Below are 13,328 nucleotides of genomic sequence, written 5' to 3' on the forward strand. Positions count from 1 at the left end.
GGTGTTTCGGTCATGATTTCGAGCGGTTTGGCGGGAGATGACAGCGAGGTTTCAGTGAGCGTGACGCAAGGCCTCAAGGGGTGGCGGAATATGACGGAATGAGGAACCCGAGGTTGTTGGAATGGAACCGGGAATCCCACAATCACCTGAAGAAATCCGATCCACATGTGGGAGCTGGCTTGCCTGCGATAGCGGACTGTCAGTTGACTGGCTTTTAGCTGACACACCGCTATCGCAGGCAAGCCAGCTCCCACATTTTGAATGGGTTTCGTCAGTGAACGTCAGGTGACCAACTGGTTGATCTCGATGATCGGCAACAACACCGCCATGACGATCACCAGCACCACGGCGCCCATCACCACGATCATCAGCGGCTCCAGCAACGCGGTCATGCCCATGGCGCGGCGTTCGATATCGCGCGACAGGGTCTGCGCCGCACGCTCCAGCATCGGCGGCAGCGAGCCGGTTTTCTCGCCGCTGGCGATCAGGTGGATCAGCACCGGCGGGAATACCTTTTCTACCGCCAGCGCCGGGGCCAGGTTGACGCCTTCGCGCACCTTGGCGGTGGCGTCGTTGACGCACTGGCTCAGGCGGTCATTGGACAGGGTCTGCCGCGCCGCTTCCAGGGCGCGCAACAAGGGCACGCCGGCACCGCCGAGAATCGCCAGGGTCGAGGCGAACCGCGCGGTGTTCAGGCCGAGTACAAAACGCCCGATCAGCGGCAGGCTCAAGACGCGGCTATGCCAATTGAGGCGCGCCACCGGGTTGCGTAAATACAGGCGCCAGCCCCAGAAACCGCCGACAATGCCGGCAAAACACAACCAGCCCCAGGCGCGGATAAAGTCGCTGGCGTTGAGCATCGCCAGGGTCAGCCCCGGCAGGTCCTGGCGCGCCTGGGAAAACGCGCTGACCACCTGGGGTACCACGTAGCTGAGCAGGAAAATCACAATGCCGATGGACACCAGCCCCACCACGCCGGGGTAGATAAATGCAGTGAGGATCTTGCCACGCAGGTTGTTGCGCTCCTCGATGTAGTCCGCCAGACGCTCCATCACCTGGGCCAGGTCGCCGGACTCCTCCCCCGCCGCGATCAACGCGCGGTAGATCGAGGGGAAATCCCGTGGCCGCGCGGCCAACGCATCCGCCAGGCGCATGCCGCCGCGCACATCGGCGCGCACGGCGGCGAGGGTCTGGGCGATGTGCTTTTTCTCGGCCTGTTCCACCGTGGCGCTCAGCGCTGCCTCCAACGGCAAACTGGCACCGAGCAGGCTCGCCAGTTGCCGCGTGGCCCAGGCCAGGTCGTTGTCCGACAGCTTGGCGCTGAACAGGCTGTTGCCGGCTTTCGCGGACTGCCCGCCTTCCACCTGTACCAGCAACGCGGTCAGGCCACGGCTGCGCAACACCGCAAACGCGCCGCTCTGGCTGTCCGCCTCCAGGTGCCCGGCCTCGACTTTGCCGCTGGCATCGGCGGCTTCATAGCGATAGCGATTCATCAGGCGTCCCGTGTCACGCGCAGGATTTCTTCGGGCGCAGTGGCGCCGCTGCGCACCCAGCGTTCGCCGTCTTCACGCATGCTCAGCATCCCGGCGCGGCGTGCGGCCAGGCGCAGGTCCTGCTCGGCGGCGCCCTGGTGGATCAGGCTGCGCACGTCGTCGTCGACGCAAAACAATTCATGGATGCCAGTACGGCCGCTGTAGCCGGTCTGGTTGCACTGTGCGCAGCCCACCGGGCGCCAGGTGCCGGGCGCGGCCGGGTCTTGCTGCTTGCAGTGCGGGCACAGCCGGCGCACCAGGCGCTGGGCCAACACGCCGAGCAATGACGAGGCCAGCAGGAACGGTTCCACGCCCATGTCGATCAAGCGATTGACCGCCGACACCGCATCGTTGGTGTGCAAGGTGGCAAGCACCAGGTGCCCGGTAAGCGAGGCCTGCACGGCGATTTGCGCGGTTTCCAGGTCGCGGATTTCACCGATCATGATGATGTCAGGGTCCTGACGCAGGATCGCGCGCAAGGCCAGGCCGAAGGTCATGTCGATCTTGGCGTTGACCTGGATCTGGCTGATGCCCGGCAGGTCGTACTCCACCGGGTCTTCCACGGTGAGGATATTGCTGGTGCTCGCATCCAGCCGCGCCAGGGCGGCGTAGAGGCTGGTGGTCTTGCCGCTGCCGGTGGGGCCGGTGACCAGGACGATGCCGTGGGGCTGGCGGATCAGCGTATCCAGGCGCGCCAGCACCTGCGGCTCCATGCCCAGGGTTTCCAGTTGCAAGCGCCCCGCCTGTTTGTCCAACAGCCGCATCACCACCCGCTCGCCATGCCCGGTGGGCACCGTCGACACGCGGATATCAATCGGCCGCCCGGCCACCCGCAACGCGATACGGCCGTCCTGGGGCAAGCGTTTCTCGGCGATATCGAGCTGGGCCATGATCTTGATCCGCGACACCAGCGCACCGTGCAACGCCTTGCGTGGCGACACCACGTCACGCAGGGTGCCGTCGACGCGATAGCGCACCACGGAATGGGTTTCATACGGCTCGATATGAATGTCACTGGCCTCATCGCGCGCGGCCTGGGTGAGCAAGGCGTTGATCATGCGAATCACCGGCGCGCCGTCCTGGGTGTCGAGCAGGTCGGTGATTTCGGGCATGTCCTGCATCAGGCGGTCAAGGTCCACCTCGTTTTCGGCGGCGCCCACCACCGCGGCGGCGCTGCCGGTGTCGGCGTAGGCGCTGGCGAGCAGGCCGTCGAGTTCATCGTCGCGTACCTGTTCGAGGTGGGCCTGGCCGAACTGACGGTGGACTTCACTGATGGACCAGCCGGGGGTCGAGGGGCACACCGTCAGTAGCATGCCTTGCTCGCCGGGGCGCAGGAGGATGCGTTGGGATTTGGCCCAGGCGTAGGGCAGAAGGCTCATGGGGTTGGCCCTTTTTGAAGGTGTACATATCCGTTGCTGCGGTAACGGCTGATTTTGGTTCCGCCCTTACGGCGGCTCACTTTGGAAAAGCCCCAAAGTAAGCAAAGGGCTCTTGCCCCAACACTCGGCACCTCGCCTAGGCTCGGTGTGCCCGTAATCCGACAGGGATTTGGGGGGCCGCCGCCACGCGCCATCCATGGCGCGGGGCGGCTAAACCGGCATCCCTGCCGGTTTACCCCCCAAATCCCTGTCGAATTCCGGCCAGCGTGTTTGACGGGGCGCCTAAGATCAAAATCAAGATCAAAAGCGAAAGCAAAGCGGCCTGACAGCCGGCTTGAGTGGTGGAGATCAAAAGCATTTTTTTGTGTACCGCAAATTGCTTTTCTGTGGGAGCTGGCTTGCCTGCGATGCGGACGCCCAGGTGAATCAGGCATACCCAGTTGATGCCTTCGCAGGCAAGCCAGCTCCCACATTTGACCGAGTTCGACAGTAAGATACCGGTCGGCTCTAAGGCCGCCGCGCTCTGCTTTTGCTTTTGATCTTAGGCGCCCCGTAAAACCACGCTGGCCGAACGCAGGCTTGAATCCGTGGGTAACCCGGCAGGACGCCGGGTTAGCCGCACTGGGCCATGGATGGCCCATTGCGGCGGCCCACGGATTCAAGCCTTCGTTCGGGCACACCGAGCCTAGGCGAGGTGCCGAGTGGTGGGGCGAGGACCTTTTGGTTACTTTTGGGTCCTTCCAAAAGTGACCCGCTGTAAGAGCGGAACCATAAGTGGCCGTCACCGAAGAAACGGATATGTACCCAATCACCGCGGCGTCCCCTGTGAAACCGGCACCGCCCTGATCACCGCCCTAGGCCCCTGCTGCTGCACCCCAGGAATCGCCTTCTCCACCGGCGGCAACTGCGGCGCCTGCACATCCGGCATCGCCCAACTGCGCTCCGGCTGCAACCCACCCTGGGCCCGGCGCATGAACTCATAGCGGTTCAACGTAATACTGCGCCCCGCCCCGCTGTCGCGAATAATGTAAGGCCGCAAGAACACCATCAGGTTGGTCTTGCTAACACTGCGCTTCTCATTGCGAAACAGCGCGCCCAACCCCGGGATATCCGCCAACCAAGGCACCGCGTCATTGCTCTGGCTGTACCCGTCCTGCAGCAGCCCGCCGAGCACCATGATCTGCCCGTCATCCAACAGAATGCTGGTATCGATGGCACGTTTGTTGGTCACCGTGCCCGCCGTCACCGAAGCACGCTCGTCCACGGTGCTGACTTCCTGGTAGATATCCAGCTTCACCGTGCCGCCTTCGGAAATCTGCGGCCGTACGTTCAGCTTGAGCCCCACCTCTTCACGCTGCACGGTCTGGAACGGGTTGTTGCTGGTACCCCCGCCTCCGGTCACATAACTGCCGGTGACAAACGGAATGGTCTGCCCCACGAAAATGCTCGCCGCCTCGTTGTCCAGGGTCAGCAGGTTCGGCGTGGACAACACGTTGGTGCCGCCCTTGCTCTTCAACGCACGGGCCAATACCTTGAGGTCGAGCACCTTGCCGATACCGGGAATATCCACGGTGCCGTTGACCAACCCGATGTTCAGGCCCTTGGGCAGTACATCAATACTGGTCGGGCTGGCGGGCGTGCCGACCACGCCGCTGCCGCCGAGATTCACGCCGCCGAACGCGCCCTTGCCCGCCAGGTTGCCGGCCTGCCATTGCACGCCGAACTCGGTGGCATCGTCTTCGCTGACTTCCACGATCAGGCTTTCGATCACCACTTGGGCGCGGCGCTGGTCGAGCATGTCGATGACTTCGCGCAGGTTGCGGTACAGCGGGTCCGGCGCGGAGATCAGCAAGGTGTTGGTGGTGGCGTCGGCCTGGATGGTCACGCCGCCGGCACTGAAGGCGGTGTCCTGGTCATTGGCGGTTTTGCCATTGGCGGTGGCGCCGGTCGAACCGGCGGTTTGCCCATAGCCTGGCTGCACGCCGCTGCCGGTCGGTGTCCCCGTGCTGTTCTGGGTGTTGCTCGTGCCCTGGCTGTTTTTGTCATTGCCACCCATGGCGCTGAGCTTGCCACGGGCATCGTCACTCCCCCCCGAATCACTCTCGCCCGTGAGCAGCCCGCGCAGCGACTGGGCCAGTTTGCCGGCCTGGGCGTTGCGCAGGTACACCACGTGCATATTGCTGGGGTTGCTCTGGGCGTTGTCGAGTTTGTAGATCAGGTTGCGCGCCAGCTCCGTGCGCTCCGGGCTGCCGGAACGGATGATGACGGAGTTGGAACGCGGGTCGCCGATCACGTTGATCTTCTGGGTCTGGTCGGCGCCCTGGGTTTCCAGCAGTTCGGAGACCATGGCGGCGATGTCCACGGCGATGCCGTTCTGCACCGTCACCACGTCGGTGTCGATGGCGCTGGGAGTGTCGATGCCATTGATGATCTGCGCCACCCGCGCGAGGTTTTCCGCATAGTCGGTGATGACAATGCTGTTGTTGCCGGGGTAGGCATTGATCGGGTTGTTCGGCGATACGATGGGGCGCAGTACCGGGATCAGGTTCACCGCGTTTTCGTATTGCAGTCGAAAGGTGCGGGTCTGCATGCCGCTGCTGCCGGCGCTGTAGATCGGCCCGCCGAGCAACTTGGCATCGGCCTCGGGCACCACCTGCGCCACACCGCCCACATCCACCACGCTGAAGCCCTGCATGCGCAGCGCCGCCAACAGCATGTCGTAGGCCTGGTGCGCCGGCACCTGCCCTTCGCTGACCAGGGTGAGGTTGCCTTTCACGCGCGGGTCCACCAAAAATTGCTGCCCGGTGGCGCGGGAAAGCGCGCGCACCACCGCCTGGATATCCGCATCGACAAAATTGAGCTGTACCGGCTGGTCACCCAGCGGGTTGCGCGCCTTGACGGCCGCCGGGGCATGGCCGCGCGCGGTGTCGGTGATGCGGTGCTGTACGGGAGGTCTGGGCGGACGTTCACCTTGGCGGTCCAGCACCGTCTCAGCGCTGCGACGAGTCTCCGCCAGGGGTTGGCCAAGCTCACTGTCCACCAGCAATGGCGTGGTTGACGGGTTGCTGCACGCACTCAGGGCCAGCACCAGCAGCGGCGCGAGCATGCGAAACGGGGGGACTGACCACTTCATGAAGCTTCCTTAGCGCCAAGCGCCTGATCCATGCGAACGGTCCCGGACACAGTGCCGGCCGAGTTATCGACGGCATCCATCGCACGCTGCAAACGCGCTTCGGATACCTCCAGGGAAAACGAACGGGGATTGCCCAGCAGCCAGCCCACTACCGCATCGGCCGGAGCGTTGTCGAACGTCAGCCGCCAGCCGCCGGGTTCCAGCGCCTGCAATTGGTAATGCCCTTTGAGGCCGGCGTTATCCAGGGCCTGGCGCAGCGCGGTTTCGTCGCCCGGCCTTGGCGCGGATACGTCCTGCAACAGCACCTGCAGGGCTGCGGCCTGGGCGCGCAACTTGGGGGTTTCAGCCTGCCAGTAATCGATCTTCTTCAGCGCCGGTTGCACCAGCACCAGCCAGGTCAGCAGGCTCGCCAGGATCAGGCCGGCGCCGCCCAGCAGGCGTTTTTCGCGCAGGGCCAGGCCGTTCCAGAACACCTGGGCCTGGCTGCGCAGTCGCTGGACTTTATTCATCGTCGACACCCGGTTTTTCCGCGGCCTGCGCCGACCCAATCACCCAGGCCTGCTCGTCGCGGCTGGCCGTGAAGCCGGCCTGGGCCAACGCCGCCTGCCATTCACCCTCGGCTTTCGGGCTGCGACTGTCGGCGACCAATTCAACCCGCAAGCGCCCCTGTTCAAAGCTCAGGTTGGCGACGCTGCCGACCATGAACGGCAGGTTGCTGCCCGCCAGTTGCAACAGGCTGGCAAAGCGCTGACCGGGGTCGCCGGCGGCGCCGCTCTGGCGTGCGGCCAACTGCTGGCGGGCCTGCTGCAAAGGGTTGAGCACCACCGGCAGCTCGGGAAACGCCTGGCGCACCTGCTGGCTCATCAGCGTCTTGAGCCGTTGGCCCTCCTCCACTTGGCGCGCGGCATAGAGGTTGAGGCCCACAACCCAGATGGCCGTGGCCAGCGCCACACAGGCCAGTGCCCGGCCCCATCCGCCGGTCGAGGGTTGGCTGAGGTGGCCGTGCAATCCCCACGCGGGCAACGGCCCACTCCAGCGCTGTGCCGCGTCTACCAGCTGCGCGTCCAGCGTCTGCGCGCCCAAGGGGTGCACCGCGCCTTGTTGCGGGCTCTCGCGTGTCAGCAGATAGCCGTCGTCCAACGCAGCAGCGCCCAGCGGCAAGGCAAAGGGCGCCGGGTACAGGCCGCGCAGTTTGAGCGGCATCCGGGCCAGCCGCTCCAACCCGGCCTTGGGCACCCAGGCCACCTGCACGCGTCCATCGCTTTCACGCGGGCCGTGGGCCACGTGCATGTGTTCCACCGGGCCAAGGATCAACGCCTGGGCGGCACAGGCCACAGCGGCAGCGGTTTTCGCGGCCGGTAACGGCGGCAGCTCCAGGCTGGTGAGCAGGCTGTCACGCGGGTGCAGGAAACATTCCACGGCCTGGCGGGGCTTACCCAACTGCGCCAGGCTTGCATAACCCTCTTCAATAACCACGCCACGGTCCAACCAGGCAAATTTGACCTGGCTCTCGGCGCTCAGTTGATCCAGCGGCGGTAAGCCAATGCGCAGGCGTTTCATACGCCCACCCGCGACCAGATCACGCGCGGTTCGCGGTCTTCGGGACGATGCAACAATGCATCGATCGTCACCCGCCTTTGCTCACGCCGCGCCTGGCCCTGCAGGCGGAACCACTCGCTGGTGATGCCCACTTGCACTGCATCCACCACTACCTGGGGCAAGCGCAGGCGGTTGACGAAATCACCCCGGTTGATAAACCACTGCCCGCTGTCACGCTCGGCCACCAGCCCGTGGGCCTGGGCCAGGCTGAGCTGCGGCACCACCGCGCTGAGCACTTCGGCGCTGGCGGTATTGCCGTTGACCCAGGTAGGGCCGGGCAACACGCTGATGTACGCCTGCATGCGCTGCAGCACAACGGGGTCCAGGCCTTCGATCCCGCTCAAGTCATCCAGGCTGCGCAGCATCGGGTATCGGGCAGGCGGTACATAAGAAGCGATCACGCGCTGGCTGATCCGCCGGCTCACCGCCGGGTCGACGCCGATCAGCCGGCACAGGCGCTCAAAGCTCTGCAATTGCTCGGCGTCGACCTGCTGGCGATTGACCAGGTTGCGCAGGTTGAACTTGCCCTGCTCGTCCTCGATCCGCCCCGCAAACGCACCGACCTGAGCGCGCGCCCAGGGTTGATCGAGGCGGGTCAGCACGTCCTTGCGGCGTGCGTCCCAGAGCATCTGCCGGCTGTGTTCGAGGCCACCTTGCAACAGCCATTGTCCCTGGATGCGCAACTGCTCGGCCTCCAGGCTGCGGGTGAACACGCTCTGGCGCGTGAGCATGGCGCCGGCCAACACCGCCACCACCGCCGCGATCAGCAAGGCACTGATAATCGCCATGCCGCGCTGCTTCGCCACTGGGGGCGAATACCCTTTCATGGCGGGCCTTAAAGCTGCCAGGAGCCGATATCGGCATTCACGCCATCGCCGTCCGGCTGGCCGTCGGCGCCGAGGGAGAACACGTCCACTTCACCGTTGGCGCCCGGGTTGAGGTAGTGATAAGGGTGGCCCCACGGATCGTTGGGCAGGCGGTCGAGGTAGGCGCGCCAGTTGGTGTTCTTCGCATCCGCCGGGCGCTCCACCAACACCTTCAACCCCTGGTTCATGTTCGGGTAACTGCCGTGGTCCAGGCGGTAGAGTTTCAACGCCTGCATCAACCCGCCGATGTCCTGCTTGGCCGCGGTGGCGCGCGCCTGGTCCGGACGGTCGAGGACCTTGGGCACCACCATCGCGGCCAGGATCCCGAGGATGACCACCACCACCATGATCTCGATCAAAGTGAAGCCACGTTGCCCGCGAGGGCCTGGCAGCGGTGACGTTAGGCGTGCGATATCCATCTCGACATTCCTTGGCTTGAGTGCAATGGGGGCGCAGTGTTGCAAGAACACATGTCAGTCGTATTGAAAATGCTCGGGAGTTTCGGTCGCCAATCGGTCAACTGCCGGCGCTAGTCTGCGGGCCTGTTTCCCGGCTTTGAGAGCGCCATGTACGGCCGTCGCAAGGAGCAAGGTTTTACCCTGATCGAGGTGCTGGTGGCGCTGGCGATCATTGCCGTGGCCATGGCCGCCGCCGTGCGCGTGGCCGGGCTGATGGCCCAGAGCAACGGCCTGCTGCGCGACAAATCCATCGCCCTGCTGGCGGCGCAGAGTCGCCTGGCGGAGCTACGCCTGGAGGGCCACCTGCGCAGCGGCAAGAAAACCTTCGAGTGCGATCAAGGCCGCCTGAAACTGCGCTGCGAACAGACCATCAACGCCGATGGCCGCCTGTTTCAGATCAATCTGCAAGTGCTCGACGCCAGCCGCGAAGCACCGCCCCTGGCGCGCCTGGACACCCAGGTCATGGCCGAGTGAGCAGCGGCAGCGCCGGCCCCTGCGGCAACTTTTCGAGGTTGACGCGCAGCTTCTCGCCGCCGCGTTCTATCTCTACCCCATCGCCTTCGATGGCGGTCAGCCGCACGCCGGGGCTGAGACGCTCGCCCAACAGGAAACTGCGCGGCGGCCCATCGTTAAGGCTGAGGATCGCCACCGCGCCACGCGCGCCCGCCAGCACGCCGGTCACTTTGACCTGCAGCGCCGTCGGCGCATTGGAAAACCATTGCAGCGCCGGGTTATCGCTGCGCGCCGCCAATGCCTGGGGCGTGGCGCTGGGCGTGTGGGACTCGGCGCTGGTGAGCAGCAGCGGCATCCACACCGCCGCGCCCGCCAAGGCCGCCAGCACACCCAGCGCCTGCACGCCGTGGGCCAGGGTGAAACGAGGGGCGAATGTCATGGGCAGGACCTCCTGTTTGTCCGTCGCACCAGCCTACAGGGTCAATTCGCACGCTTTTATTTCACACACTCCCCAGTTTCCAGGAAACGCACGATGAAACAGCAAGGCTTCACCCTGATCGAACTGATGGTGGTGCTGGTGATCATCGGCATCGCCAGCGCCGCCATCAGCCTCACCATCAAGCCCGACCCGCTGCACCTGCTGCGCAAGGATGCCGAGCGCCTGAGCCAACTGCTGCAAGTCGCCCAGGCCGAAGCCCACGCCGACGGCCGCCCCATCACCTGGCGCGCCGACGCCAAGGGCTTCCGCTTCAACCGCCGCAGTGATGATGGAACGAACGTGGAAGCCTTCCAGGGTGACAGCCAACTGCGCCCGCGCCTATGGGACAGCACACCGATGCAGATCACTCTCGAACCCCGGCAAACCCTGGTGCTCAACGCCGAATGGATCAACCCACCGCTGCGGGTGGTGTTGTCCGACGGGCAACACAGCCTCAGCCTGCAACGCGACGCCGCCGGCCTGATGCGCGTGGAAGCCCTGCCATGAACCGATCCCAACAAGGCTTCACCCTGATCGAAGTGATGGTGGCGATCATGCTGATGGCGCTGGTCAGCCTGATCGCCTGGCGCGGCCTCGACAGCGTGACCCGCGCCGACCAGCACCTGCAGGCCAGTACCGAGCAGACCGAGGTGTTGCTGCGCGCGCTCAACCAAATGCAACGCGATATCAGCTTGCGGGCCAGCGTCGAACTGACGGCCCCGGATGCACCGAGCGACGAGGGATTGGCGGCGGTCACGGTGCGCAGTTCCGACAGCAAGGGCTTTCGCCTGGACGTGATCCGCAGCGCCCCGGTTGCCGGGGACGGGCTGCAACGGGTGCGCTGGTGGCTCAAGGGCGATTCGCTGTATCGGGCAGCCGCGCCGACACGCGACCGGTATCCGCTGCCGGCGGCGAAGGATGGGGTGGTGGTGCTGACGGGGGTCATTGACTTGCAGGTGCGCGTATGGGAGACGGACAAGGGCTGGCGGCAGTTGAGCGGCAATCGGCGTGAAGATCCAACGGGGCTGGAGATCAAGCTGGTACGACAGACGCCACAGGGAGTTGAGCGGTATCGACAGGTGATGGGGCCGTTGAAGTGAGTCAGCTCAACAACACCACCCCACCCGGCAACTCCGTACACTTGGCGCCATACGCATCGCGAATCAACAACGCCACGCCCGCCAGTTGCTGCAAGCTGAACCGCGCCTGCACCCGGCGCTGGCCAAGTTCTTTATTGAGCAACACCAGCATCCCCGGCCGATAGCGGTTGATCTCATCCACCACCGTCGCCAGCGTGGCGTTGTTGAACACCAGCACCTGTTCACGCCAGGCCACCACGGGCTGTGTGTCTACCGTGGTCACTTCACTGACCCCGGCAGCGCCATAGGTCAGTTGCCGTCCACCGTCCAGACGCACGCTGCGACCGGCAATGTCCACCGACAGCGAACCCTCGATGCAGGTCACGCAGACATTTTGGTCGGTATTGCGCACATTGAAGCGCGCCTGGGCCGCGCTCACCCAGCCTTCGCCAGCCTGGACCTTGAGCGGTTGTGCAACGTGGGCGACGACCTCGACTTCACCTTCGAACAATTCGATGCCCTGCCCTACCCGACTGATGCGGGTCTGGGTGTTGAGTTCCAGGCTTACGCCCTCGCTCAACAACACTTGGCGCTGCTCGCCGACCTCGGTGCGGTAGTCGGCCGTGAGCCCGGCAAAGCCGCCCGGCACGCCGACGCGCACCATCACCACGGCCGCCGAAGCGGCAATCGCACCGCCCAGGAAGGCACGCCGGCCGAAGCTGCGCGGTTGCGACACTTGATCGAGGGCCGGCGCCAACTGCTGCCACAAAGTCTTGGCCTGCTCGAACGCCTGGGCATGCTCCGGGCTTCGGGCGCACCAGGCTTTCAGGGCCTTGGCATCGGCCACGGTGGCCCGGCCCGACGTCAGCAGGACCAGCCAGTCACGGGCTTCATCGTGCAGGGGGCTGGCGTTAGATGGCCGGGCGGTGGAGAGGTTAAAAATATTCAAGCGCGCACGTACTCACGGATTTATCAGGGACTCGACACTAAGACGGTTTTCCGGCCCCGGGACCGAACCGCTGAATCACTTTTCTTTCCAGTCGCTTGGCACAATGGCCTAGGGCGGCCTTGATTTCCTTCTCGACCATGCGCGTTGAAATGCCGAAGCGCTGGGAGATTTCCAGGTGTGGCGCTTCTTCCAGGCGGGCGGCGATGAGGATCTTGCGGCGGCGCGCCGGCAGTTCGTAGAGCGCCTTGACCAGGGATTGGATTTCTTTCTGGCCACCCACTACCCGCGATGGGTCCTGGGCTTCGTCGGCGCTTTGCAGCAGCTCTTGCACTTCGCTGCCGGTGAGCAGGCGCGCGTCGGCCTGACGGCGGTCGGCGGCGATGTTCAAGGCCATGCGATACAGATAGGCGTTGGGCTGTTGCAGGTTCGCCGGCACGTCCATGCGATCGACCCGCAGGTAGGTTTCGTGCAGCACGTCGTTGGCCAGGTCTTCCGAGCCCAGGCGCTTGCGCAAACGCACCTTGAAGTCTTCGTAGGAGGCCAGGAACAAGCTGACCATCGGACTGTGCCCGGTATTTTTCATCCGCCCCAGGCTCCTTTTGCTGCTGTGCATTCCATGCGTGTTCCCGTTGTGTCAGGCATCAGAAGTAAAGTCACCGGTTGACGCAGTGAGCTCGGCGCCGGGCGTTCCACCCGTGCCGTTGCCAGGCTGCGTACCAGTGCTTCATCGCGTTGTTCATCGCCGGTGGAACTGACCAGCCGACTGTGTTCAATCACCCCGTCCGGGTTCACCCAAACCTGCACCAGCGCCCGGAAACTGCCGGGGCGGGTCAAGGGCGAACGGCACAGGCTGGTCTCGATCGCTTGCTGCAACGCCGTCGCGTAGCTGTTGTTGATCCGCGCGGCGCTGCGAGCCGCCGCGCCCTTGGTGGGCGGCGGCTGGCTGAGCTGCGGCGCCTGCAAGGTGAACGCATCGCTGCGTGCATAACGTGCCATCAGGCCACTCCCTGTCAGCAACATCGCCAGTGCTTCTTGCGCCGTAAAACGCCCGCGCACCCCAATAGAACGCCGGCCCCGCGTCAATTCGCGGTCCACCAGCACCGCCATCCCGGTGGCGCGGCTGTAGGCTTGCAGGGCGTGTTCCAGGTCTTGCGCCGGCAAATCCAAGGTCAACAACGGCGACTCTGCCTGCGCCGCACGGCCGCCAGCCAGCAGCAACAGCAAGACCAGGGCGCATGCGGCGCGCCTCCACACTCCCCATTCACCCCCTGCTCTGCATCGCTGCACGGCCGACGCGCCCTAGAAAACCGTCATCCTGAGGCCAGTTTATGAACCTGATGTTACGGTGATAGCAAAAAAAACATCACGGTGACGAGAGGCCCGCTGCGCTAGACTTTCAAGC

Annotated in this window: 14 protein-coding genes; 3 read left to right on the top strand and 11 right to left on the bottom strand. The window is 64.8% G+C overall.

The genetic code is table 11. The features are described 5' to 3' along the window. Positions 1-281 precede the first annotated feature (281 nt). From gspF to gspG, 7 genes are all read right to left on the bottom strand, one after another. Positions 282-1,493, bottom strand: a complete 1,212-nt coding sequence (gene gspF / locus BLL36_RS25040; RefSeq protein ID WP_076954287.1) for a type II secretion system inner membrane protein GspF — start codon at positions 1,491-1,493, stop codon at positions 282-284. Further along, positions 1,493-2,911 (bottom strand): type II secretion system ATPase GspE, encoded by a 1,419-nt coding sequence (gene gspE / locus BLL36_RS25045; protein ID WP_076954288.1) that lies wholly within the window; start codon positions 2,909-2,911, stop codon positions 1,493-1,495. The genes gspF and gspE overlap by 1 nt, the downstream gene beginning before the upstream one ends. Positions 2,912-3,719: 808 nt before the next feature. Next, positions 3,720-6,044 (bottom strand): type II secretion system secretin GspD, encoded by a 2,325-nt coding sequence (gene gspD, locus BLL36_RS25050; protein WP_076954289.1) that lies wholly within the window; start codon positions 6,042-6,044, stop codon positions 3,720-3,722. Beyond that, positions 6,041-6,553, bottom strand: a complete 513-nt coding sequence (gene gspM, locus BLL36_RS25055; protein WP_076954290.1) for a type II secretion system protein GspM — start codon at positions 6,551-6,553, stop codon at positions 6,041-6,043. Before gspM ends, gspD begins: the two co-directional genes overlap by 4 nt. Continuing rightward, positions 6,546-7,604, bottom strand: a complete 1,059-nt coding sequence (gspL, locus tag BLL36_RS25060) for a type II secretion system protein GspL (RefSeq protein ID WP_076954291.1) — start codon at positions 7,602-7,604, stop codon at positions 6,546-6,548. The genes gspM and gspL overlap by 8 nt, the downstream gene beginning before the upstream one ends. Then, on the bottom strand, positions 7,601-8,470 hold the full coding sequence (gene gspK, locus BLL36_RS25065) for a type II secretion system minor pseudopilin GspK (protein ID WP_157697305.1): 870 nt from the start codon (positions 8,468-8,470) through the stop codon (positions 7,601-7,603). The genes gspL and gspK overlap by 4 nt, the downstream gene beginning before the upstream one ends. Before the next feature lie 8 nt (positions 8,471-8,478). Beyond that, positions 8,479-8,928, bottom strand: coding sequence for a type II secretion system major pseudopilin GspG (gene gspG, locus BLL36_RS25070; protein ID WP_076954293.1), 450 nt, complete (start codon positions 8,926-8,928; stop codon positions 8,479-8,481). A gap of 147 nt (positions 8,929-9,075) precedes the next feature. On the opposite strand from gspG, the gene gspI reads away from it, so the two are divergent. Next, on the top strand, positions 9,076-9,441 hold the full coding sequence (gene gspI, locus BLL36_RS25075; protein WP_076954294.1) for a type II secretion system minor pseudopilin GspI: 366 nt from the start codon (positions 9,076-9,078) through the stop codon (positions 9,439-9,441). Here the strand turns inward: gspI and BLL36_RS25080 are convergent. Next, positions 9,428-9,859 carry a type II secretion system protein N gene (locus BLL36_RS25080; protein WP_076954295.1) on the bottom strand — a complete coding sequence of 144 codons (432 nt, stop codon included), beginning with the start codon at positions 9,857-9,859 and terminating at the stop codon, positions 9,428-9,430. The genes gspI and BLL36_RS25080 overlap by 14 nt on opposite strands. Positions 9,860-9,952: 93 nt before the next feature. Here BLL36_RS25080 and gspH point away from each other — a divergent pair, with 93 nt between their 5' ends. Together gspH and BLL36_RS25090 are read left to right on the top strand one after the other, a co-directional pair. Beyond that, on the top strand, positions 9,953-10,405 hold the full coding sequence (gene gspH / locus BLL36_RS25085; RefSeq protein ID WP_076954296.1) for a type II secretion system minor pseudopilin GspH: 453 nt from the start codon (positions 9,953-9,955) through the stop codon (positions 10,403-10,405). Then, positions 10,402-10,998: a prepilin-type N-terminal cleavage/methylation domain-containing protein gene (locus BLL36_RS25090; RefSeq protein ID WP_076954297.1), complete on the top strand. Its 597-nt coding sequence runs from the start codon at positions 10,402-10,404 to the stop codon at positions 10,996-10,998. The genes gspH and BLL36_RS25090 overlap by 4 nt, the downstream gene beginning before the upstream one ends. Position 10,999: 1 nt before the next feature. On the opposite strand, the gene BLL36_RS25095 is transcribed toward BLL36_RS25090, so the two are convergent. The 3 genes from BLL36_RS25095 to BLL36_RS25105 are packed head-to-tail and all read right to left on the bottom strand — an operon-like array spanning position 11,000 to position 13,150. Next, positions 11,000-11,926, bottom strand: coding sequence for a FecR family protein (locus BLL36_RS25095; protein WP_076954298.1), 927 nt, complete (start codon positions 11,924-11,926; stop codon positions 11,000-11,002). A gap of 37 nt (positions 11,927-11,963) precedes the next feature. Next, positions 11,964-12,509, bottom strand: a complete 546-nt coding sequence (locus tag BLL36_RS25100) for a sigma-70 family RNA polymerase sigma factor (RefSeq protein WP_076954299.1) — start codon at positions 12,507-12,509, stop codon at positions 11,964-11,966. Then, on the bottom strand, positions 12,506-13,150 hold the full coding sequence (locus tag BLL36_RS25105; RefSeq protein WP_076954300.1) for a TonB family protein: 645 nt from the start codon (positions 13,148-13,150) through the stop codon (positions 12,506-12,508). The genes BLL36_RS25100 and BLL36_RS25105 overlap by 4 nt, the downstream gene beginning before the upstream one ends. Between the last annotated feature and the right edge of the window lie 178 nt (positions 13,151-13,328).

Source organism: Pseudomonas cedrina subsp. cedrina (assembly GCF_001983175.1).
GTDB lineage: Bacteria > Pseudomonadota > Gammaproteobacteria > Pseudomonadales > Pseudomonadaceae > Aquipseudomonas > Aquipseudomonas cedrina.

Coding starts and splice junctions, on each gene's coding strand:
- gspF (WP_076954287.1), bottom strand. CDS start 1,493: ATGAATCGCTATCGCTATGAAGCCGCCGATGCCAGCGGCAAAGTCGAG.
- gspE (WP_076954288.1), bottom strand. CDS start 2,911: ATGAGCCTTCTGCCCTACGCCTGGGCCAAATCCCAACGCATCCTCCTG.
- gspD (WP_076954289.1), bottom strand. CDS start 6,044: ATGAAGTGGTCAGTCCCCCCGTTTCGCATGCTCGCGCCGCTGCTGGTG.
- gspM (WP_076954290.1), bottom strand. CDS start 6,553: ATGAATAAAGTCCAGCGACTGCGCAGCCAGGCCCAGGTGTTCTGGAAC.
- gspL (WP_076954291.1), bottom strand. CDS start 7,604: ATGAAACGCCTGCGCATTGGCTTACCGCCGCTGGATCAACTGAGCGCC.
- gspK (WP_157697305.1), bottom strand. CDS start 8,470: ATGAAAGGGTATTCGCCCCCAGTGGCGAAGCAGCGCGGCATGGCGATT.
- gspG (WP_076954293.1), bottom strand. CDS start 8,928: ATGGATATCGCACGCCTAACGTCACCGCTGCCAGGCCCTCGCGGGCAA.
- gspI (WP_076954294.1), top strand. CDS start 9,076: ATGTACGGCCGTCGCAAGGAGCAAGGTTTTACCCTGATCGAGGTGCTG.
- BLL36_RS25080 (WP_076954295.1), bottom strand. CDS start 9,859: ATGACATTCGCCCCTCGTTTCACCCTGGCCCACGGCGTGCAGGCGCTG.
- gspH (WP_076954296.1), top strand. CDS start 9,953: ATGAAACAGCAAGGCTTCACCCTGATCGAACTGATGGTGGTGCTGGTG.
- BLL36_RS25090 (WP_076954297.1), top strand. CDS start 10,402: ATGAACCGATCCCAACAAGGCTTCACCCTGATCGAAGTGATGGTGGCG.
- BLL36_RS25100 (WP_076954299.1), bottom strand. CDS start 12,509: ATGAAAAATACCGGGCACAGTCCGATGGTCAGCTTGTTCCTGGCCTCC.